The organism is Photobacterium malacitanum, from assembly GCF_900185615.1.
Lineage (GTDB): Bacteria > Pseudomonadota > Gammaproteobacteria > Enterobacterales > Vibrionaceae > Photobacterium > Photobacterium malacitanum.
This window is the reverse complement of sequence record NZ_FYAK01000001.1, coordinates 527038-550436: the sequence shown is the minus strand read 5'-3', so window position 1 is coordinate 550436 and position 23399 is coordinate 527038. Positions and strand designations below refer to the sequence as shown.

General features: G+C 38.5%; 17 protein-coding genes and 2 riboswitches. Of the genes, 13 read left to right on the top strand and 4 right to left on the bottom strand.

Annotation, left to right across the window (positions count from 1 at the left end):
- The first annotated feature begins 2 nt into the window (after positions 1 to 2).
- From pheT to btuD, 5 genes are all read left to right on the top strand, one after another.
- Positions 3 to 2387: a phenylalanine--tRNA ligase subunit beta gene (pheT, locus tag PMAL9190_RS02395; RefSeq protein WP_087843758.1), complete on the top strand. Its 2385-nt coding sequence runs from the start codon at positions 3 to 5 to the stop codon at positions 2385 to 2387.
- A gap of 455 nt (positions 2388 to 2842) precedes the next feature.
- A complete protein-coding gene (gene ihfA / locus PMAL9190_RS02390) occupies positions 2843 to 3139 on the top strand; it encodes an integration host factor subunit alpha (RefSeq protein ID WP_036795089.1) in 297 nt (98 codons plus the stop codon).
- Between the two features lie 193 nt (positions 3140 to 3332).
- The gene (locus tag PMAL9190_RS02385; RefSeq protein ID WP_087843757.1) at positions 3333 to 4394 is read left to right on the top strand and encodes a succinylglutamate desuccinylase; all 1062 of its coding nucleotides are present in this window, start codon (positions 3333 to 3335) and stop codon (positions 4392 to 4394) included.
- Between the two features lie 102 nt (positions 4395 to 4496).
- Positions 4497 to 5489 carry a vitamin B12 ABC transporter permease BtuC gene (btuC, locus tag PMAL9190_RS02380; protein WP_087844199.1) on the top strand — a complete coding sequence of 331 codons (993 nt, stop codon included), beginning with the start codon at positions 4497 to 4499 and terminating at the stop codon, positions 5487 to 5489.
- Between the two features lie 3 nt (positions 5490 to 5492).
- Positions 5493 to 6296 (top strand): vitamin B12 ABC transporter ATP-binding protein BtuD, encoded by an 804-nt coding sequence (gene btuD, locus PMAL9190_RS02375; protein WP_087843756.1) that lies wholly within the window; start codon positions 5493 to 5495, stop codon positions 6294 to 6296.
- 94 nt (positions 6297 to 6390) lie between these two features.
- Here the strand turns inward: btuD and PMAL9190_RS02370 are convergent, their stop codons facing one another.
- Entirely contained in the window at positions 6391 to 7014 is a 624-nt protein-coding gene (locus PMAL9190_RS02370; protein WP_087843755.1) for a thiol:disulfide interchange protein DsbA/DsbL, read from the bottom strand.
- Positions 7015 to 7249: 235 nt separating this feature from the next.
- Here PMAL9190_RS02370 and yegD point away from each other — a divergent pair, with 235 nt between their 5' ends.
- The gene (gene yegD, locus PMAL9190_RS02365; protein WP_087843754.1) at positions 7250 to 8602 is read left to right on the top strand and encodes a molecular chaperone; all 1353 of its coding nucleotides are present in this window, start codon (positions 7250 to 7252) and stop codon (positions 8600 to 8602) included.
- A 65-nt stretch (positions 8603 to 8667) separates the two neighbouring features.
- Here yegD and PMAL9190_RS02360 read toward each other — a convergent pair whose 3' ends face one another.
- Positions 8668 to 8979, bottom strand: coding sequence for a high-potential iron-sulfur protein (locus PMAL9190_RS02360; protein ID WP_087843753.1), 312 nt, complete (start codon positions 8977 to 8979; stop codon positions 8668 to 8670).
- Positions 8980 to 9507: 528 nt separating this feature from the next.
- On the opposite strand from PMAL9190_RS02360, the gene dtpA reads away from it, so the two are divergent.
- Entirely contained in the window at positions 9508 to 10986 is a 1479-nt protein-coding gene (dtpA, locus tag PMAL9190_RS02355; RefSeq protein WP_087843752.1) for a dipeptide/tripeptide permease DtpA, read from the top strand.
- 224 nt (positions 10987 to 11210) lie between these two features.
- On the opposite strand, the gene PMAL9190_RS02350 is transcribed toward dtpA, so the two are convergent.
- Together PMAL9190_RS02350 and PMAL9190_RS02345 are read right to left on the bottom strand one after the other, a co-directional pair.
- Positions 11211 to 12611 (bottom strand): alanine/glycine:cation symporter family protein, encoded by a 1401-nt coding sequence (locus PMAL9190_RS02350; protein ID WP_087843751.1) that lies wholly within the window; start codon positions 12609 to 12611, stop codon positions 11211 to 11213.
- Positions 12612 to 12691: 80 nt separating this feature from the next.
- Positions 12692 to 12789, bottom strand: a riboswitch (glycine riboswitch).
- Positions 12790 to 12808: 19 nt separating this feature from the next.
- Positions 12809 to 12947, bottom strand: a riboswitch (glycine riboswitch).
- Between the two features lie 193 nt (positions 12948 to 13140).
- A complete protein-coding gene (locus PMAL9190_RS02345; RefSeq protein WP_235004265.1) occupies positions 13141 to 14469 on the bottom strand; it encodes a glycoside hydrolase family 18 protein in 1329 nt (442 codons plus the stop codon).
- Between the two features lie 346 nt (positions 14470 to 14815).
- Between PMAL9190_RS02345 and PMAL9190_RS02340 the strand changes: the two genes are divergently transcribed.
- The 6 genes from PMAL9190_RS02340 (at position 14816) to PMAL9190_RS02315 (ending at position 23332) form a co-directional block, all read left to right on the top strand.
- Positions 14816 to 15523 carry a helix-turn-helix domain-containing protein gene (locus PMAL9190_RS02340; RefSeq protein WP_087843750.1) on the top strand — a complete coding sequence of 236 codons (708 nt, stop codon included), beginning with the start codon at positions 14816 to 14818 and terminating at the stop codon, positions 15521 to 15523.
- Positions 15524 to 15594: 71 nt separating this feature from the next.
- On the top strand, positions 15595 to 16620 hold the full coding sequence (locus tag PMAL9190_RS02335) for a J domain-containing protein (RefSeq protein WP_087843749.1): 1026 nt from the start codon (positions 15595 to 15597) through the stop codon (positions 16618 to 16620).
- Positions 16621 to 16705: 85 nt separating this feature from the next.
- On the top strand, positions 16706 to 17308 hold the full coding sequence (locus PMAL9190_RS02330) for an HAD family hydrolase (protein ID WP_087843748.1): 603 nt from the start codon (positions 16706 to 16708) through the stop codon (positions 17306 to 17308).
- Between the two features lie 64 nt (positions 17309 to 17372).
- The gene (locus PMAL9190_RS02325) at positions 17373 to 17822 is read left to right on the top strand and encodes a hypothetical protein (RefSeq protein WP_087843747.1); all 450 of its coding nucleotides are present in this window, start codon (positions 17373 to 17375) and stop codon (positions 17820 to 17822) included.
- Positions 17823 to 17934: 112 nt separating this feature from the next.
- On the top strand, positions 17935 to 18651 hold the full coding sequence (locus PMAL9190_RS02320; RefSeq protein WP_087843746.1) for a hypothetical protein: 717 nt from the start codon (positions 17935 to 17937) through the stop codon (positions 18649 to 18651).
- 178 nt (positions 18652 to 18829) lie between these two features.
- Positions 18830 to 23332, top strand: a complete 4503-nt coding sequence (locus tag PMAL9190_RS02315) for an SslE/AcfD family lipoprotein zinc metalloprotease (RefSeq protein WP_306341438.1) — start codon at positions 18830 to 18832, stop codon at positions 23330 to 23332.
- The last annotated feature ends 67 nt before the right edge of the window (positions 23333 to 23399 follow it).

Sequence of the window (23399 nt, the reverse complement as noted above, 5' to 3'; positions counted from 1 at the left end):
CTATGAAATTCTCTGAATCTTGGCTACGCGAGTGGGTTAATCCTGCAGTAAACAGCGAAGAACTAGCTCACCAGATCACAATGGCTGGTCTGGAAGTTGACGGTATTGAAGCAGTTGCTGGTGAATTCACTGGCGTTAAAGTTGGTCAAGTGGTTGAGTGTGCACAACACCCAGACGCTGACAAACTACGCGTAACAAAAGTAGATGTAGGTGCTGAAGAGCTACTAGACATCGTTTGTGGCGCATCTAACTGTCGTCAAGGTATCAAGGTTGCTGTTGCAACAGTTGGTGCAGTGCTTCCTGGTGATTTTAAAATCAAGAAAGCAAAACTACGTGGTCAACCTTCTCACGGTATGCTTTGTTCATTCACTGAGCTAGGTATCGACGTTGAGTCTGACGGTATTATGGAACTTGCAGAAGATGCAGTATTAGGTACTGACTTCCGTGAATTCCTAGGTCTTGACGATGTAACTATCGACGTTGACCTAACTGCTAACCGTGCTGACTGTCTAAGCATTGCAGGTCTTGCTCGTGAAGTAGGTGTGCTAAACCGTGCTGAAGTGACTGAGCCTCAATTTGAGATCGTTGCACCAACAGCGGCTGATACAATCGCTATCGATGTTAAAGCGCCTGCGGCATGTCCTCGTTACCTTGGTCGTATTATTCGTAATGTAAACGTTCAAGCTGAAACGCCATTATGGATGCAAGAGAAGCTACGTCGTTGTGGTACACGCTCAATTGATCCAATCGTAGATATCACTAACTACGTATTGCTTGAAATGGGTCAACCAATGCACGCATTCGATCTTGCTAAGATCGATGGCGGTATCGTTGTTCGTATGGCAGAGCAAGGCGAGAAACTAACGCTTCTTGACGGTAACGAAGCTGAACTAAACGACAACACGTTAGTAATTGCAGATAACAAGCAAGCACTAGCGATTGCTGGTATCTTCGGTGGTGAGTTCTCTGGTGTTAACACTGAGACGAAAGACGTACTACTTGAGTGTGCATTCTTCGCACCAGATGCAATCCGTGGTCGTGCTCGTAGCTACGGTTTACACACTGATTCTTCACACCGCTTTGAGCGTGGTGTTGACGCTACACTACAAATGAAAGCGATGGAGCGTGCTACTGCACTTATCGTTGAAATCTGTGGTGGTGACGTTGCACCTATCGTTGAAGCTGAATCAGAAGCTGATTTGCCTAAAGCGGCAACAATTGAACTACGTCGTACTAAACTAGATCGCCTATTAGGTCACTCAATTGCTTCTGAAGAAGTGGTTGAAATCCTAACACGTCTAGGTTGTGATGTTGAAACTACAGATGCTGGCTGGAAAGCAACAGCACCTGCATGGCGTTTTGACATGGCAATTGAAGAAGATTTAGTGGAAGAAGTGGGGCGTATTTTCGGCTACAACAATATTCCTAACCAATCACCAGTTGCTGCACTAAGCATGAACTTACACAAAGAAGCGAACCTTCCGCTTAAGCGTGTACGTGATCTGCTCGTTGGTCGTGGTTTCCAAGAAGCTATTACTTATAGCTTCGTTGAGCCTGAGCAACAAAAACTGATCGTGCCTGAAATTGAGCCATTGATTCTGCCATTCCCAATTTCTGCGGATATGTCAGCAATGCGCTTGAGCCTATGGACTGGCCTACTAAATACAGTAGTGTTCAACCAAAAGCGTCAGCAACCACGTGTACGTTTATTTGAAGCGGGTCTACGTTTTGTGCCTGAGCAATCAGCAGAAAATGGCATGCGTCAAGAAATGATGCTTGCAGGTGTGATTGCGGGTAACCGTAGTGATGAGCATTGGGATATTGAAACTAACACTGTTGATTTCTTTGATCTTAAAGGTGATTTAGAAGCCGTGCTTGAGCTAACTGCAAAAGATGCTTATAGCTTTAAAGCTGCTAAACACCCAGCACTTCACCCAGGCCAATCAGCTGCTATCGTTGTTGATGGTAAAGAAATTGGTTTCATCGGTACAGTACACCCAGAGCTAGAGCGCAAGTTTGGCTTAAATGGCCGTACTATCGTATTTGAAATCGAGTGGGCAGCAATCAATACTCGTCTGCTTCCTGAAGCTGTTTCTATTTCTAAGTTTCCTGCAAACCGTCGTGATATTGCGGTTGTAGTCAATGATGATATTGCAGCAGGTGATGTTGTGGCAGCTTGTCGTGAAAACGGCGGTGAGCTATTAAAAGCTGTTAATCTATTTGATGTTTACACTGGTAAAGGTGTAGATGACGGTCAGAAGAGTCTTGCAATTGCGTTAACGTTGCAATCAACTGAGCGTACATTAGAAGAAGCAGATATTGCAGCAGCAGTAGAAAGTATTGTTAATGCATTGGCTGAAAAATTTGATGCATCACTTCGTGATTAAAAATGCAGCATAATTAAATTTAAGTCTTTGTTTTAGGAAAGCAGCCTCTTGAGGCTGCTTTTTTTTTGATCTAGATCTAAAAAATAATAACAGCTTGATAAATAGTTATTTTTTCTAATATTAAGTGTTCGTTTGGAGTTTTTCACTGTATATTTTGGATTTTTTAGTGATTTAATGCTGTTTGTTGTCTTGGCAAGATCAACTAGATGCACTGTTATAGTAAAATTTCGCAATTAAAATGGTGTAATTTGACATGAAGTTAACGTAAAAAAGTTGGCGAAAATCAGCGAGTTGGCTTAGACTGAGTCTAGTTGATAGTGAGAGGGATAATATAGTCCCGTAGTTTTTGCAGTTTAGAATTACATCTCTAATTGACATATACCTTATTCACAGTGGCATACTTTTTATGTAGGTATGTACACTATCCATTCAACATAGTCTTGAGGGAGTTATCTATGGCGCTCACAAAAGCCGATTTGGCTGAGAACCTGTTTGAAAATGTTGGATTAAGCAAACGGGACGCCAAGGATACGGTGGAAGTCTTCTTTGAAGAAGTTAGGAAGGCTCTAGAAAATGGTGAGCAAGTTAAGTTATCTGGTTTTGGTAACTTTGATTTGCGTGACAAAAATGAGAGACCAGGAAGAAACCCTAAAACGGGTGAAGATATTCCTATCTCCGCACGCCGTGTCGTTACATTCCGTCCCGGTCAGAAGCTTAAGGCTCGTGTCGAAAGTTTAGAAGTTAATAAATAAATCTTTCGCAAGTTTGCTGATCTGAACTGAAACCCAAGTAAATGTATTTTTACTTGGGTTTTTTATTACCTTATCGTTGTGACGTTACTGACAACAGAACTATATTAACTATAGTAATGGTGTTATCTCTTATGTTGAGGATGATATAAGCAGAGGTCTAGGGGTAAGTTGAAATGAACAGGGAGGTTGTATTGTGACGTTAATTGAGCAAATAAAGCGCGGGCAGTTTCTTCAAGCAACCTGCGACTTTTCCCAATCTTTTGTTGCTGGGGAATGGGTATTAGATTCAGGGGTACATTGCCAACTCTTATACCGTGGTGTGTTGCAAATCACTCCACGAGAATTAGCCGCCGATGCCAAAGATATCGTGTTGTCTAGCGGTATTCATGGTGATGAAACTGCGCCAGTTGAACTTATTCAGCAAATAGCATCAAGCGTGGTGTTAGGGCAGATTCAACCCGTTCACCGTTTATTGTTAATCATTGCCCATCCTGAAGCGATTAATCATCAGCAACGCTTTATGGTTGAAAATATGAATCGGCTGTTTCAGGTGAGAAATTTTGAGAAAAATAATGAGTGTCGTATTGCGAATGCATTACAGGTGGCTATTAACAGCTTTTATGGCACTTCTATTGCTATAAAGCCTGAGAGGTGGCACCTTGACCTTCATTGTGCTATTCGCCCCTCACAACACGATACCTTCGCAATTAGCCCCTATACCGATAAACAAACTCGCAGTAATAAATTATTTAGCTTTATTCATCATGCTAAATTGGATGCCGTTTTACTTTCAAATACACCGTCACCGACATTTGCATGGTATAGCGCAGAATATCACGGCGCTCAAGCGTTGACTGTTGAACTTGGGCGTGTAGGCAAATTAGGACAGAACGATTTCACAGTTTTGGCACCATTTCAGCATGCAATATTGCAATTGATCACTGATGTTGCTTTGCCGATCATTTGGACCAGTGAAGTCGAGGTATATCAAGTTAGTCGAACGATAGTAAAGCGACATCCTGAGTTCTTATTTACCTTTGATGATGATGTTGCTAATTTTACTTTTTTTGCTGAAGGTAATGAGTTTGCCGTCGATGGTGATAAAAAATATGTCGCAGATACACATGGAGAAGCCGTTGTTTTTCCTAATCGACATGTTGTCGTTGGCCAACGAGCAGCATTGATGGTTAAAAAAGCGAGCTTAATTTTTGATGAACAAGTCAGAGTTTATGCTAAATCTAACCCATCATATTGATAAGTATCTTGAAAGTTCGCGGTTTTAACAGTGTTTGTTTGCATTATAAAAATGGCACTGTATGGTGTTTGACTTTACTTTTTTGAGCATAATAAAGTCTTGATATTGTTAAATGAATTATTACAGCAACGGCAACAACAATGGCGTACTTGGTTGATTGTTTGTTCTATTTTGTTGATCGCGATTTGCCTGTTTGCTATTGCCGTTGGTGAAGTGTGGATTTTACCTTGGGCACCTATTGGCGAACTGCAGCAACAGTTATTACTTCAATTACGAATCCCGCGAGTACTAGCAGCAATGATTGTTGGGGCTGCACTAGCAAGCTCTGGTGCAGTGTTACAGGTTTTATTAGGTAACCCATTAGCAGAACCCGGTGTACTTGGCATTTCTGGTGGGGCAAGCCTGGCTGTTGTATTGCTATTATTTGTTGTTCCTATTACGCCAACGCCATTAATGACGATGTTTGCTGCGATGGCTGGCGCGTTATTATTTACCTTGATTTTAGTTGGATTTTCTCGACGCCAAAAAATATCTATGGCGCGATTATTATTAATTGGTGTGGCACTCGGGATCTTATCGAGCGCGGTGGTGACATGGGCATTTTATTTTAGTGATGATTTAAGCATGCGTCAGCTGATGTATTGGTTGATGGGCAGCGTTGGTGGCGTGAGTTGGCCACAATTATCGTTATTGTTTTTTATTGTACCGGTACTAGTTGTACTGTGTTTGCAAGGTAAATCATTGGATGTAATGATGCTTGGGGATGTGGCTGCGCGTCAATTAGGGGTTGATGTTCGACGTATTCGATGGTTATTGATTTTAATGATATCGTTGTTAGTCGGGTGCTCTGTTGCTCTTGCTGGTGTGATTGGATTCGTAGGTTTGGTTGTACCGCACTTGTTAAGATTGCATTTGGGCACCGAGAATAAATATTTACTGCCACTCTCAGCAATTTGTGGCGCAATATTATTGGTATTAGCAGATACCTTATCACGGGTATTATTAAGTGATGCTGATTTACCGATTGGTGTGGTGACAACATCACTTGGCGCACCAGTTTTTGTCTGGATGTTAATGCGTTCGCAGTTGGATTAAAACATGATCACAACGTTTGATAACCATAATATTTCAACGCCAGAGTTAATTTTAAAGGCACAAAATATTGCTATTGTGCCTCGATTATTGCCGATGCCACTCACACTTTATGCTGGGCAGATCACTCATGTAATTGGTCCTAATGGTAGTGGTAAAAGTACTCTATTATCGATTTTATCAGGGCTATTTAATTATGGGGGTAGTATTCAATTACTCAATAATGATTTAACCGATTATGATTTACCGTCTTTGGCACATGTGCGAAGTTATTTGTCGCAGCAAGATAAACCTAATTTTTCTATTCCTGTATTTCAATACTTGTCGTTGGCCGTGTCAGCTTTACAATATGTTGATAATCAACAATTGCAAATGGCACTTAATGAGATTTGTAGCCGATTAAATATTCAAGATAAGTTGTCACGTAATATTCAACAACTTTCTGGTGGAGAATGGCAACGGGTACGTCTTGCTGCTGCATGCTTGCAGGTTTGGCCAAGTATTAATCCTCAAGCGAAACTGTTATTACTTGATGAGCCGGCAGCGGCATTAGATATTGGTCAAGAAGCAACGATGTATCAAATGGTACGTTATATCGCTCAGCAAGGTATTGCGGTGGTGATGGTTAACCATGATTTAAATCGGACTTTACGCGAAGCTGACAGGGTAGTATTACTCGATCATGGCCATTGCGTCGGTTATGGGAGTGTTGAACAAGTGATGAATGTTGAACAATTACAGGCAGTATTTAAAACGACTATTCATCGTATTGATCATAATGGCATGCCATGTCTCGTGTTTGTTGATTAACTTATGACGCTGAGAAGCATCAGATATTTCTGTATAAAATATCGAGATAAAAAAATACCTGCAAAAGAGCAGGTATTTATAATTAAAAAGCTAATTATTGTTTGTTTTTTAAGTAAACAATAGTATTTGCTAGATCTTGTAAGCTTTTATGTGCACTGGTATTGACTAAGTATTTGCCGTTAACCAAAAATGCAGGTACTGATTCTAGTGCTGCATTACGCACTATATCTTCAGATTGTTGGAACATTTTAAATACTTCTTTTTGTTGAGCTTCTGTTAGCTCATAAGGGCTCTTTAAATTGTTATCATGGAAGATCTTATCAATAGCAGCTTTACGTTGCTCTACACTCATATCTTTTGGTGAGTCTTGAACAAAGGCAAAGAGTTGCTCAACCAATGCATGGCTTGGTTTATTGTCTGTTTGTACCATTGCGGCATAGAAAATGAAGGCTGCTTTTTGTGCACTTTCATTAAAAATAACGTGAACCTGTTTGATATCGGTATTCGTTAGTTTTTTGATTTCAGGCAAAATGCTTTCCATCTTACGGCAGTGACCACAAGAAAGAGAAAATATTTCAGTTACTCCTTTCATTGCAGGCATTGGTGTCGGGATAACTGAATATTGGTCACCTTCTTGAGGTGTTTTTGAATCAGAACATCCTGATAGTGCAACTACAGTAAAGAGTAGAACAAAAAAGGCTTGATAAATACGTTTCATATTTCAGTACTTTTAAAAAAATTATGGTTCTATTATGTCGATAAAGGACGGTAAATGCATCGACAAAATGATAAAAATGAATAAAAAAATGTGCCACTTAATTCATTTAAGCTTAAATTTTAAACGTTTATTGCCGTTCGCCTATTATATACAAACACAAGCTAAGATGTCCGTGTGTTACTTTATAGAATGAGCTATTATTGGCGGCTTTTTTACTGCATGTGAGTGTTAATCGATGTACATTGGATTTGATTATGGAACCGCGAATTGTTCGGTTGCAGTAATGGAAGACAGTAAACCTAAACTTTTACCGTTAGAGAATAATAATCAATATATTCCGTCGACCTTATGTGCGCCAACACGTGAATCAGTGTCAGAATACTTATACCGTTTTATGGGTATTAAACCATCAAATTCAATCGGTGAACAAGTTTTACGCCGTGCTATGGCATTGAATCGCGAAGAAGATATTGAAGTCGTTGCGGGTGATTTACAATTTGGCCAAGCGGCATTAGATCTTTATCTAAATGATCCTGAAGAGGTATATTACGTTAAGTCACCTAAATCTTTTTTAGGTGCAAACGGTTTACGTGATGGCCAAATTAGTTTCTTTGAAGATCTGGTTTGCGCAATGATGGTTAATATAAAGCGTACTGCAGAACAAAGTTTACAACAAGAGATTGTCAGCACCGTTATTGGACGCCCCGTTAACTTTCAAGGTATTGGCGGTGAGAGTGCTAACCAACAAGCTGAAGGTATTTTATCACAAGCTGCGAAACGAGCTGGATTTAAAGATGTATGTTTTCAGTTTGAACCTGTTGCGGCAGGGCTTGAATATGAGTCAACATTAACAGCAGATAAAACCGTATTAGTGGTCGATATTGGCGGTGGTACGACAGATTGCTCATTGATTAATATGGGCCCTAGTTTTCGTCATCTTAGCGATCGTAGTGCAAGTCTATTAGCGCATAGTGGCCAACGTGTTGGTGGTAATGATCTTGATATTCATTTGGCATTTAAGCAATTAATGCCGCAGTTTGGTCTAGGTAGCAAAACACTTCGTGGTATAGATATGCCATTTAATCAGTTTTGGAATCCGATTGCGATTAATAACGTTGCAGCTCAAACAGAATTTTATGGTGATGCTAATTTACGTGCGCTAGAAAAACTTCGCCATGATGCCGCTGATCCGCAATTATTATCGCGACTCATTCATGTTTATCATGAGACACTTGGTTATCAAATTGTTCGTCATGCAGAAGAAGCTAAAATTGCATTATCAAGCCACAATCACCACACCGTAAATATGGCGTTAATGCAAGATTTGTTTGAAGTGGATATATCAGCACAGCAGTTAGCTGAAGCGATAGAAACGCCAAAAGAAAAGATGCGTGATCTTGTTATTGAGGCAATGGCGCAAAGTCAAGTTAAGCCTGATGCTATATTTATGACTGGGGGTACAGCACGTTCACCTATTTTACGCCAGTGCATTGAACAACAATTACCAAATATTCCGATTGTGAGTGGTAGCTATTTTGGCTCAGTAACGGCAGGCTTAGCCCGTTGGGGCGAGCGTTGTTTTAGCTAGCTGAACAATAAATAGATCAATATAAAATGCCTGCATGTCTGCGGGCATTTTTGTAATAAGATAATCTACGCAGGCTGAGGGGCATAGGCTGAACACCAGCCATTGATATTTACGCTTTTCCCAGGAAAGATAGCACAAGGCTGCCATTTATTATTACTACCATCATTACGAATTAATAGGCAGTTTTTACAATTTTGGCCTGCGATAAGTGATTTATTGACATATTTTAAAGCACTCGCTTGCGGACTGTCTTGTTTAAGCTGAGGCAGTTGAGCTGCAGTGACAGAAGATATAAGAAATTTATTACCCAGTGTCAGACCAATAATTCCGCCAGCTGTTAATCGTATAAAACGCCGTCGAGATGATTTCTTTATCATGATCCTTTCCTTATTCGTATATTGAATAATTATTTTAGAACGACTTACATAAGTAGAAATAAGCGTTCTATTGTCCTTTGTTGTATTCGTAATTCTATATTATTTAAATGATAGTATATGGAGATAAAACAAACCAGAATGGCTATTACTTTACAGGGCGTAATTGATATTGATTGTTATTATCAATTGGATGTTGTTGTTATATCGCTGTTTAATAAATACCAATGATATAAAAATTAATATTTGAATGGTGTTTTAATATGATAACTATCTGTAAATAAATAAATAAAATTTTTTCGTATTTACTGGTATTTAATATTTCATTTTCGGTGTCTTTATTTATTGTTTTATTTCAGTCTTAATGTAGTAAATGCATAACTATAATTTTTAGCTGCTTTTAATTTTATATTCATTACTAATAAGACGGTATAGCATTATTATTCTTGTTATTTCACATTGGGGCGAAATAGCATTAAGCAATATACGTGTTTGAATTAGTTTTATCGAAACCTTTCAAGGAAACACCACATGTCTGACGAGAACGTATTCAAACAGCCAAAGCCGTTCTATTTGATATTTTCAATTGAGTTCTGGGAACGGTTTGGTTTCTATGGCATGCAAGCAATTTTAACTGTTTATATGGTTAAAATTTTAGGTATGTCAGAAACTGCTTCTTTTACATTATTTGGTGCATTCTCTGCATTAGTTTATGGCTCCGTCGCTATTGGTGGCTGGGTAGGGGATAAAGTACTAGGAACCAAAAGAACCATAAAACTAGGCGCATTGGTGCTTGTTGTTGGTTATGCATTATTAGGTTTATCGGCAACCAGTGGGTATGGTGGCTCAGATCTTATCTATATTGCAATGGGCTTTATTACCATGGGTAATGGTTTGTTTAAAGCTAACCCATCAAGCTTATTAGCGAAAGTGTATGGCGAAAATGATCCTCGCTTAGATGGTGCATTTACAATGTATTACATGGCAATTAACTTGGGATCATTTTTCTCAATGCTATTGTCACCATGGATTGCAGAGAAATTTGGCTACGATATTGCGTTTGGTGTCAGTGCTGCAGGTCTAGTTATTACACTTATTAATTTTTATATTAGTGGTCGTATTGTCAAAGGTATTGGTTCTAAGCCTGATATGGAGCCATTAAATAAAACCTATTTTTTAGGTGTTGTTGTTGGGTCAGTTGTATTGAGTTTTGTTAGTGCAATTTTATTACAACACCTATTTTATGCACATGCTATTTTGGTTGTGGTTGGTTGTACAATTGTTGGATTGTATTTTAAAGAGCTATTTTCAACATCAGGTATTGAACGAGCAAAAATGTTTGTTGCTTTTATCTTGATGCTGCAAGGTATTGTATTTTTTGTTCTTTATTTCCAAATGCCAACGTCGCTTAACTTCTTTGCGATCCACAATATTTCACATGATTTATTTGGTATCAGTGTGGCGCCTGAACAGTTTCAAGCACTAAACCCATTATGGATTATGATTGCAAGTCCTGTACTTGCGATGATTTATAACAAATATGGTGATCGTTTTTCTATGCCATTTAAGTTTGCATTAGGTATGGTGCTATGTAGCTTATCATTCTTAGTGTTAGTGCTTGGTGCGCATTTTGCTAACAGCGACGGTATTGTTGATTCAAATTGGTTGATTCTTTCTTATGGCTTCCAATCAATCGGTGAGTTATTTGTATCAGGCCTTGGTTTAGCGATGGTTGCGCAACTGGTACCGCAACGAATGATGGGTTTTGCGATGGGTATGTGGTTCCTAACCTCAGCAACAGCAGCGGTTGTCGCTGGCTGGGTTGCAACGTTAACAGCTGCTCCTGCTAATATCATCGAACCTCACCAGACGTTAATGCTATATAGTCATGTGTTTGGAATTATTGGTTACTCTACTGCGGGTATTGCTCTTTTCACTATGCTCATTGCACCAAAACTAACGCGTGTTATGCGCGGTGAAGATGCAACTACAGAAGTAACAGCTGCATAATCATTATGGTTTAAAGCGGTATTGCTAAATAAAACGGGTGCCAACGATTAGCGTTGTTGGCATCCGTTTTTGTTTATGAATAATATTCTGCAGAGCAGGAAGAGCAGCTGTTATCGTTACTATGGTGGTGATAGGGGCTTATTTCGCAAATAATATGATATAAAAAAGCCTCAGTATCACTTCAATGTAAAAGTGAAGACTGAGGCTTTTTTATTGATTGCAAATTACTGCACCGAAATAGGGTTTTTATTTTGGTGTTGTACTTTTAAACTTGCAAAGTATTGCTGGGTTTCTGCAATAACAACATGGCGTAGCATCACCAGACCGATAAGGTTTGGAATTGCCATTAAGCCATTAACAATGTCTGCAATTACCCAAATCATGTCTAGTTGCATGAATGCGCCACTAGCGATAAGAACGAGAAAGACGATCTTATAAGGCATGATTGCTTTAACGCCAAATAAGTAAGTAATACAACGCTCGCCGTAGTAGTTCCAACCCAAAATAGTAGTAAAGGCAAAAAACATTAAGCCAACAGAAACCATTAATGGGCCGTAATAATCAGAATGTAAACCAGTAGCAAAAGCATGGGTGGTCATCGTTGCACCAGCAAAATCACCGGTCCATGCACCTGTAACAACAAGTGTTAAGCCTGTCATAGTACAAATAATGATGGTATCAAAGAATGTACCTGTCATTGATACTAAGCCTTGGCGAACACATGAATTAGTTTGTGCAGCAGCTGCAGCAATAGGCGCACTACCTAAGCCTGATTCATTTGAGAATACACCACGAGCAATACCTGACTGAATTGCTAACATCATACCAGCACCAACAAAACCACCCGTGGCAGCATGACCAGTAAAGGCTGATTGAATGACGGTTTCAATAGCAGCGGGTAATGCGTGAAAGTTGGTACCTAAAACAATCAGGCAAGCCATAATATAAAAGCCAGCCATTAGCGGTACTACAGTACTTGCTACTTTAGAAATTGATTGAATTCCACCTAATGTTACTGTCGCAACTAAGAGAGTAAGAATAACAACGGTAATTTCTTTTGGTGCACTAAATGAAATATGTGCTGCTTCAACAATGGCATTTGCTTGTGGAAAAGTACCAATACCAAAACAAGCGACACCAACAGCAAAAAGAGCAAATAATTTAGCAAGCCACTTACTACCAACGCCTTTTTCAAGGTAGTACATAGGACCACCAAGAATTTGACCGTTTGCATCAACTTCTCTGTATTTAACCGCTAATAGACATTCTGCATATTTAGTCGCCATGCCAAATAAAGCCGCCAGCCACATCCAAAAAAGCGCGCCAGGGCCGCCAAGTTTAATTGCAGTTGCAACACCAACAATATTACCTGTACCAATTGTTGCAGATAACGCAGTACACAATGCAGCAAAGCTTGATACATCACCTTCGCCGGTGCTATCAGGATCTTTTTTACCACCAAAAACATATTGTAATGCCAGTGGTAGATAACGGATCTGAATAAAGCCAAGTCGAATTGTTAGATATAGACCAGTACCGACTAATAGAATTAATAGCGGTGGTCCCCAAACAAAGCTGTCTAAAGTGCGTAGAAAATTAAAAATTGTGTCATGTAGTGGATTCATTATTCCTCCTTCAACGTACAAAGGAAGAGATATAGAACAACAGGTAAGTGTTAGTTACAGAATGGCTTCTTGTTGCTGCTCTTATCTCCTCTGTCCTTTTGCCTGAGAGTTTCACCGTAATATGCTACGGTTTGCTCCTTCGGCGCTCGATTTAACGAGTCTCTCCAGAGGCTCCTCCAATAACAGTCCATACCTATTGCATTACTGCAATCTGGTGCCTGAAAGATTTACGAATCAAACATGATGGGATCATATTATGTTTCGCTTACTTCTTCGGCGGGCCGACGTGTATACTCTTATGGTATTCGTCAATGGCCACTCTCCTGCTACCTTCATCGGAACTCATTTCGCCCGCAATGTTAGGGGATAAAAATGTGATTGTCAGCAAAAAAATAAAAAAAAAGTTACTGACTAAATAAAATAAGCGCCAGTTGATAACAAAAGGAATATTCCGTATAAAAATAAACCAGCTTAGGCTGTGCTGATATTGTCGAAATATTCCTAATGGTAATTTTTTGAGCGGTGTTGATTAAGGGTTTAAGGTGCTATCAAGCACTGAAATTAATTCATCATTCACATCTGAGGTTATTTCCCACCCAAATACACCACCAAGACCATGTTTCTTAACATAATCAGCCTTTGCTTTAAGAGAACGTTTATCTTCAAAGCTGATATATTCTTTATTTTTTTGATTATAAAGCACCGCCGCTTGTGCAGCTTCATCGTAGTAGTAGCGATAACCTAACTTAGGGTTGCTAAGGAAGTATTTACTAATATCACTGTAGTTAAAATAGCCAGGATCCTGAATGTCAGAACCTTTCCGTAATCCACCTTTGCTATTTATATTTTCAAGTTTATCTGGTGAGATCGTATTTACACCTTGCCATCCTCGACCATAAAAAGGGCTACCGATAATGATTTTATTTTTAGAAATGTTCTTATCGATAAGTGCATTAACTTGGTTTTCGACAGAAGTATTATCAGGGGTATTTGGCGTACTATATAAATTGCTGTGATGACCAACAACATGGTTCCAATTGCCTAAGAAATCAAAACTCATTAAATAAACTTGGTCTAGATACTGGTTAATATAAGACCAGTTAATGCCTGGTAATGTTTTAGGACCAGCATTAATAGCGGCTGAAAGTTGGTACTTGCGGTTATTTTGTTGTTCTAATGTGTTTAATTTAAGCCGTAATTCCTTAATTAATAGACTGTAGGCTTCCCGCTCTAGTTTAGCATTGGTTTGACCTTTACCTGATAATCCATAGCCACCTGGATACTCCCAATCAATTTGAATGCCGTCAAAGAAATCATATTTTAAGATTAACTCTGTCGCAGAATTAATAAATGTCTTTCGATAGGTAGGGTCAAGAGCAACGGTATGAAAAGGCTCTGAAAGAGTCCATCCACCAAAGCTTGGTAGAATACTTAAATGGGGGTATTTATCCGATAATGCTTTTAATTGACCAAAATTACCTTTGTAGCTAACGTTAGTTGCTGTTTCTCCTGCCAGTTTAATATGCAAAGCTGCATATTCATCTAAAATAATAGCTGTGCCTGTTGGTTTATTCGCACATTGAGTGGCAATTATTTTTTTGATGTTATTCGGTGATGAGTCAACAGGGCCACAAACGGCAAGAAAAGCATAAATAAGATGGGTTAATTTATCTGCTGGAATTTTACTGGCAGGATAAGGATTATTGGGCGTATATACTTTCCAATCAGGGTAGTAGGCAGCCACAACGGCAGGTTGGCGATGATCTGCCGCATAGCTAATGTTCATTTGAGAGACAAACGCAGCAGCCAAAAAAGAATATAATGAGAGTGTACGCGTTGTGGTTAAAAAAAACTTCATCGACGATCTAATTAATTTATAAAAACAACCTATATTATTGACTGTATTGATAAAAAACATGTATACGTTTATTGTTGTTTTTTGAAATAAATCACAAAATTAGTAGGGGCAGTCGATGACCATATTGGTTAATATTCGGTTTGAGTATTTTATTAGGTTATATTTTTGTGCGTTCTGTCGAGATAAAAAAACGATAAAATCTAATATTTAGAACAACAGCAAAAGTAATTCTCAATTATTTTATTAATACATGTAATTGTCTTCTTATTTAAAGGTATAAATGAGTTGTTTATATTTAAGACGCGATATCGGAGAAATTAATGCGTCATGTACGTCTGGAGGTTATATGATCTGGGTTAACTGTTGCTATAAAGAGAAATATACCTGTGTTAAAAATAATCTTATGAAATATCATAATGTGTTAGACGTATCACCCTATGAATTGCTATTAACAATGACTGGGTATGAATTGATTTTCATTGAAATTGAAAACTCACAATCTAATGGCTTTAAATTATTGAGAATAATTAAACAGCGTTATCCAATTGTAAAAGTCGTCATTGTTTATCATGATTTAGATTCTGAACTAGCAATTGTTGCACTGCGTGCTGGTGCTGAAGATATTTTAGTTGCGAGCGCAAATCGACAAAAATTGGATAGCTGTTTAAGTCGTTTACATACACATAAAGAAGACATTGTAATTGATAGTAATATATCACAACGAGAACGTTCAATATTACCGGCACTTTCTATAATTGAGAATGATATTAGTGCACCATTGCGTGAAGAAGAACTGGCTAAAGCCTGTGATTTTTCTGCAACGTATTTCTCTCGTTTATTTCACTCTACAATGGGGGTAACACTTAAACAGTATATTATTCAAAAGCGGTTAGATTTAGCGTGTGGTTTGTTAAGTGCCGATCATGAAAAAATAGCCTCTGTTGCTACTTCGGCTGGATTTAAAGATGTTTCTTATTTTTCTCGCGTATTTAAAAAACATATTGGCTGTTCACCGGGAAAATTTCGTTCTAATAACTACAAAGAAACAGACTAACTGTATGAGGATTTACAGGTTATAGTGGAGTTGTTTATAATCATCAAATATTCCCTTTGATGATTTGATTAATGACCACATTTCATGAATTACTTGGTACAGATGATAGCTGTTCAAAAGCTGATATAAAGAAAAAGTATCGACAATTATCAGTCTCATTACATCCAGATAAAGGTGGTTCACAAGCATTGATGAAAATGTTGAACTTGGCTTATCAACAAGTAAATCAAGGGAATGGCAATAAAAAATGTGCTGAAATAGCGCTTGAAAGTGATAATAGTGCAGGGGCACAGCAGCACATGACTGCGCTTCAAGAAAAAATACGAGCACTGATTAAAGAAAAAGCCCAATTACAAGCTTTGATTAAACAAAACCAACAGCAACTGACGCATGCGTATAATGCAGGTGAGAATTGTGCTCGAGAAGCGCTAATGTTATTGCAGACAACTAATTGTCGTCTCAATGAACAATTGCTGGTGCTACAACGTCAAATCGATGCCGGTACCACTCATTCTCGCGTTGTTAATAAAGGGGTTAAACGCCGGTATATTTTTATTTGTACAAGCTTAATTATTATTATCGCCCTGATTGGATGGTTTATTTGGCATTATCAAACTCTACATTTACAGCCTCAGCTTTTATCTTCAGTACCTGTTACCGATTCCGTCCCTGTCGTTAATGCAACCCCGCCATTATCAACAACAATAAAAGATTCTGATACTGAAAAAAACGTTGAGAGAATCATGCTGACAGATACTGTTGGCCAGTGGCAACAGCGTTACTATGAAGGTACTCGCCAACCTTATATTGCGGTTCGTAGCACTAACGGTTCTTATATTGTAAAAGATTGCCAAGGGACTTTTAGTTATTATTCTAATCGTTCTCATCATTCAGCCAACGTTGCTGCGAATTTAATTTATAGTACTAACGATCATCAGTTTGCAGTGTATCGAATACCTTATGGTAATGGCTCAACGGAGCGGCAATGGCTTAATAGTAAAAGTGTAAGTATTAATAATAATATTTTTAGTAATAATGGCTATAAATCAAGTTCATTAGCATTAGCATCAGTATGCCGTAATGGCGTGCCATTTTAGTGAATAAAAATAGCCGTGGGTAATGAAAAGTACGTTAAAGTAAAGCCGAATAAGAGTAACGGGGAATAAGACTAAGGAGTACGCAATGGATTTATCGTCATACCAAGGGATTATTTTTGATATGGATGGCACATTAGTTGATTCAATGCCAGCCCATATTAAAGCGTGGCAACAAACCTGTATTGATTTTGAACTACCGTTTGAGCGTGATTGGTTTTATTCAATGGGCGGATCTTCGACGATTAATACTGCGACTGGGTTATTAAAAAAATACCCTATAGAGGCAGATCCGCAGTTATTAGTAGCCAGCAAGTTGCGTTATTTTGATGATATAAAAAATAAAGGCGATATTATTCCTACGACCTTTACTTTATTACAGCAACAAAAGGCATTAAATAAACGCATTGCAATTGGTACTGGGTGTTATCGGCACCATGCTCTAGAAATATTGACGACGTTAGGCATTTTACCATTGGTGGATATTGTCGTAACGGCTAATGATGTTGAACGACATAAACCATTTCCTGATACTTTCTTACAAGCCGCGCAGCTATTAGAACTTCCTCCTTCAGCTTGTGTTGTGTTTGAAGATACTGAGTTAGGTTACCAAGCAGCAAATGCTGCAGGTATGGATTGTTATCTGGTTAATGATGGAATGATAGTAGAATTTAGATCCTTTGAACGATAAGGTTTGGTCATCGTAAAAAATACGCTATTCTTGACGCGTTTTTTTACTTACTAGTGATGTCATTATGACTAACCATTTGCCACGCAAGCAATCTCAGCATCAACTTTCTGAAACTCGCTTTTGGATTCAACGATTAACCAAAACCGCTATTCGAGCACTGCATATATTAGGTGTCGCTATCTCTAGCGGGGGCTTTATTTTTCATCTTGAGAAAGGACTATGGCTCAATTGGTGGTTATTAGCGATGGTTAGCGGTTTGCTGATGATGGCGCAAGAAATCTATCGGTCAAAGCTATGGTTAATTCAATTAAAAGGCGTATTAACGTTTATAAAGTTAGGCTTATTGACTTCGATTGCCGTCATTCCACAGCTACAACCGCATATTTATATTGGCGTGTTATTACTGTCAGTATTTATTGCGCATGGTCCTGCAGGGCTAAGGCATTACTCAATCTGGCATCGACGCGTTCTTCATGAGCCAAAAGGTATGCATAAAAAAAACATCAATGGGTAATACAACAGCCGTTAGTGGGTTTTGCTACTAACGGCTTTTTATTATTTAAGAGTCAGCAAAAAAGCATCACTGTTAGTACACTTAATAAGGGGAACGGCATAAAGGTATTTAAATGGTTAAATATGGGGCGTGGTATTTATTGTTTGCAGTTATATTGGGTGGTGTCGTTATGGTGGTAGATCGAATCCATAGTGATCATTTATTAAAGCAAACAAAAGACTCAGTCTATTTAGACAGTGATAAAGACCGTGTGGATTTTGTAGCTGAAATTGTTCGTAAATATATATTAAAGCCCGATGATGTTTTCCCTGTGGTTGAAAATGGTTTACCACCATATCGTTATGGTTATGCTGATTTAAATAATGATGGCAGTGATGAAGTGTTTATTATTATGCAAACAGATGAGTTTTGTACAAAAACTGGTTGTGAGGGGTATCTTTTTAGTCATACACAGAAAAAATTGGCAAGTTGGAAAAATATTTATCGGCCTATCTTAATTGCTGACGACTCCCATAATGGTTGGCGTGATATCTTGATAGCGAGTGAAAATAAAATGCATCGTATTGAGTATATCGCAGGTGCTTATCAAACAGACTTAGCGAAAGCGCCTGAATTTAATAATCGCCAGCAAGCATTAATTGCTGTGGGATTAGCGCTTGATAGTAAATATTATCGAAATGGAGGCAGCAATCTAGCCTTAAATTACTCACAGCCTATCTTTGATTGCCAACAGTGTTTTTTATTTAGTTTTAATCGTTACAGTGAATCAAACAATAACTATTATTTAACTGTTAATAGTAGAGATAAAACAGTCGCTACTTATCCGTGATCTTGTATCAAAATGTTTCAATCTGTAATGTTTTAATTCACTGTATTTTAAGTAGTTATAATTATTATTGGTTATTGTCTGATTGGTGTTTTTTGTGATGACAGTGATTGCTTTCTTGGTATCTTCCAGTATATAAACCTCCTTATACATACAATAATAAAATATTATGGAAGTTTTTGTGGCCAATAAAAAGTTAATCGTATTAGCAATATCATCGGCATTAATGATGGGCTGTAATGGTGGTAGTGATTCAAGTGAGCCTGTCGCGCCACCACCCGTAGTTGATCCTGAGATCACACCGCCAGTCGATCCTGTTATTCCTCCTGCTGCAGGTATCTTTTCTCTTAATGGTGACATGAATTTTGGTGCGAGTGTTCATTGTAATGGTTCACCCGCTACTGATTTTATTATTGAAGATGGTGATACTGTCGATTGCTCATTTGAGAGTATCAAATTAGCAACGTTTACTGAGGTAAAACTACAAGCGACTAAGTCAGGAGCAAAAGAAAGAATCAAGCAATTAACACTTGCAGAGTCTGACCGATTTGTGGCGTTTACTGATGCTGAACGTATTAATGCAATTGCTAATACACAAGCATTATTAAATAAAATGGCTCTTGAAAGCGGTAAGGTTTTTGATTTTAAATTATCAGCTATTGACCAATTACGGTTTGATAATTTCTATAATTCAGATGATATATTGCTGCCTACTGCTGAATTTAAGGCATTGATTAGCGATAAATTAGAAGAAAGTACAGAAACTGATAGTAAACCATCAACTCATGAACCCGAATCTCAGCCAGCAGTAACAGAAGGAGCCGGTGATTTAAATAGTAGTTTTGTAAGTGCAAATGCTGAGCAAAATTTAACTTACCAGCCAACTAAAGTCATTTTAACGACGGGTTTTTTACGTGATTTAGATGGTCAACCTATTGTCGGCGTTGATTATTACAGTCCATCAGGACGTGGGCAAACTGATGCTGAAGGTAAATTTAGTTTTAGCTGGGGCGAAAGTGTTGCTTTTGGTATTGATACCTTTGAGTTAGGTGAACTTAAAGCCAATAAAACGCAATTTACGGTGACAGATTTAGCCGCAGGGCATGCTGGTCGTAATATTACTCGCTTATTACAACGTTATTCTGACGCTACTGATCATATTCATATTTCCGAACGTGTCCATAATGTATTTGCTCAATACCCTAATGTGATTAATGAAATATTAAATATAGGGCTGTCTGAATCCGTACAATTAGATAATGGTAGTGGTCAGGAAGAACTTGTTGCTGGTGAATTTGATAAGCAATTTGAATCAGGTTTAGCACAGCAGATTGATATGGCCATTTGTGGTGATGCTTGCCAAGCAAATATAGTCTTTTCGCCATTGTCATTTCCACGTACGGTAACAATAGCTGAGAAAAATATTCAAGCTGATATTAGTAAGCTTTGGGGAGCAGGTGCTGAGGCTATTGCCGATGGCTGGAAACCTGTCACTAAATTCCATGTGTTTACCGATGAAACGTGGTTCTATGGCAGCTCAGGTAATGCTCGTGGTCAAAGTGCAATTAATATTTCCAATCGTGCCTTTCCTATTTTAATGGCACGTAATGATAATAATTATTGGATTAAGTTTGGTGATAAAAAAGCATGGGATGAAAAAACCCTAGCTTATATTACTGAAGCGCCGTCAACGGTTGCTCCTGAAAATGTGACAGCTAATACTGCAACCTTTAACTTACCATTTATTAGCATCGGTGAATTAGGTGCTGGCAAAGTTATGATGGTCGGTAATAATCGCTATAACAGTATTCTAGTGTGTCCTGACAGTTATAGTTGGAATGACGGTGTTGATAACAATGGCGTGTGTTGGCAGCGTAAAGATCGTGCTAATGATAGTGAAGATATGGGAAATTTCTTTGCCAATACTTTCCGTTATTTATTAGGTGATAGCTATATTAATACCACGGCACCGATTACGGTTGGCACTAATATATCACATGTTTATTTTCGTCAAGCTGGGCATCAACAGATTGGCCGTTCGGCAGAATTTAAAGCAGATAAGCGCTTTAATTTAAATATAGAGCAAGTTACCGATTTCAGTTCAGTTGATCCTGAGACAATGCCATTATTGATGTTAAACGGTTATGAGTTCTCAACTATTACGGGCAGTTATACAGTACCAACTGTTGCGGATATTAATAAGCCTAAACTAACCGAGCAAGATGTTTCTGGATTGCTGAGTTATGTTGAGCGTGGCGGTAATATTTTGATAATGGAAACTATTGCTTCGCAACCAAAAGATGAGTTTGCGCGTTTATTAGATGGCGCTGGTTTAGCGTTGAACGGACATTCAGTTATCGCTAATGGCCCAAGTTTTGGTTATCCCGATCGTGTGCGTGCACAACGTGAACATGGTTTTTGGGTTATTGAACGTTATGAGTCAGCAAAAGATGAAGTGAGTGGCGAGATAAAGCCACCATATACGATTAAAGATGGCATTGTTATTTGGGATTTCATTACTAATAATAAACCCGATGATAAACCAACATTAGCCGTTGCTAAGAAAGTGATTACCAATGATAAAGGTGAAAACGAAACTGTGGTTGCGTTTATTGATACATATAATAAAACACCATCAGAGATCGATGCTGAAAAACAAAAATTACTAGCAGTATTTAGTGATGGAGAGTTTGGTTATCAGGAGTGCCGTCTTAACGATTATCACTATGAAGTGAATTGTTTAGAGTATCGACCAGGAACAGGTATTGCGACTGATGGTGGTATGCATACTCCGCGTTACCAAGAATTAGATCTGAATGAAACCACAGCGAAAGCGATGGTAAAAGCAGCTGATCTTGGTACTAATATTGAACGTTTATATCAACATGAATTGTACTTCCGCACGAAAGGTCATCAAGGTGAGCGCTTAAATAGTGTCGATCTACATCGTATTTATCAAAATATGACAGTATGGTTGTGGAATGATCTTGATTACCGTTATGAGTCTGGTGTTAATAACGATGAGCTAGGTTTTAAACGTTTTACTGAGTTCCTAAATTGTTACGGTGATAAAGCGCCAAATCAAACAGTTTGTAGTGCAGAACTAGCTCAAAGCCTTGTTGATAACAATATGGTTTATGGAACTAATAACGATGTAAATGCTGAATACCAAGGATGGATGAACCCAAGCTACCCATTGAACTATATGGAAAAACCATTAACACGCTTAATGCTGGGGCGTTCATACTTTGATTTAGATATTAAGGCGGATATTCGTCAATATCCGGGTGAAGCTAAAGGTTCATCATCAGCCACTGTCGAGGTTGATTTATCGAATAATACTGTTGCATGGTATGCAGGTAATCGTCAATCAACTGGTCAATGGGCTGTAGCACATCAACCATTTACTGTTTCTGTTGCTGGGAATCATAATCCAGTGACAATCACAGTGGCTTTAGCTGACGATCTAACTGGTCGTGAAAAACATGAGTTGGGTTTACTGCGACCACCACGTGTTTCTAAATCATTCACATTATTAGCTGGTGGTAGTGAAACATTTACCGCGCCGTATGGTGGCTTGATTTATGTGTCAGGAAATGAAACAGGAAATGTAATCGTTAATCTTGATGGAACCGTTGCCGCACCATGGTACAAAAATAATGCTTGGGTAAACCCTCAACATTCAGTGGCTCCAATTGGTGAAATTGAATCGAATAGCTTTATTTATACGGCAGCCGCAAAAAATCTACAAGCAAGCAATTACGGTGGTAGTCCACAACAATTTACACAAGAGTTAGATGTTTTCGCAGAAGATCTAAATGATTTTTATGCGCGAGATGAAGTTAAGGGTGAAGGAACAGGTCGTCATAATAAAGTAACAGATACGACACTGCCTAATAATAAACATCATGTAGTGAATGATGTGGCTATCTCTATTGGTGCCGCACACTCGGGTTATCCTGTTATGAACATCAGCTTTGATACCAATAGTCGTGATATTAAAATGTCGCCATTAAATAGCTGGTTGTTATGGCATGAAGTTGGCCATAATGCAGCTGAAGCACCATTTAACGTTGAAGGTTCAACAGAAGTTGTAAACAATATTCTGGCTCTTTATATGCAGGATAAGCATCTAGGTAAAATGGCACGTGTTGAGCAAGATATTCGTATGGCTCCAGCCTTTGTTAATTTAGAAGCATCTTATGCTTGGGCTGCTGGTGGTAATGGTGAGCGACTTGTGATGTTTGCTCAATTGAAAGAGTGGGCTGAAACTGAATTCGATATAACAAATGTCGTGAGAGGAGAGTTACCAAGCTATTATGTTACTGATGTTGATGGTATGAAGGGATGGAATTTATTTAAACTAATGCATCGTCTAACGCGTGGTGATTTAGAAGATAATATGCAATTACCATCACCAAATGCTTGTCAATTAACATCAAGTTTGAGCAAAGGTGATCAATTAATGGTGTGTGCATCTTATGCTGCACAAACAGATCTAAGTGGTTTCTTTAATGCTTGGTCACCAGGTTCAAAAGCTTATATGATCCCTGGTGTGACAGAGCCCTCTTATGAAGGCGGTATTACGGAGGCAGGACGTGCGGCAGTAAAAGCGCTAAAACTTGATACGCCAGCGCGTGATCCATTAAAGATTAACTCAATAACAGTGCGTAAAATGGATTAAATAGCGTACATTGTTTAGCAAAAGGCCGCGAATCAATATAGATTTGCGGCTTTTGTTATTTTAAAGC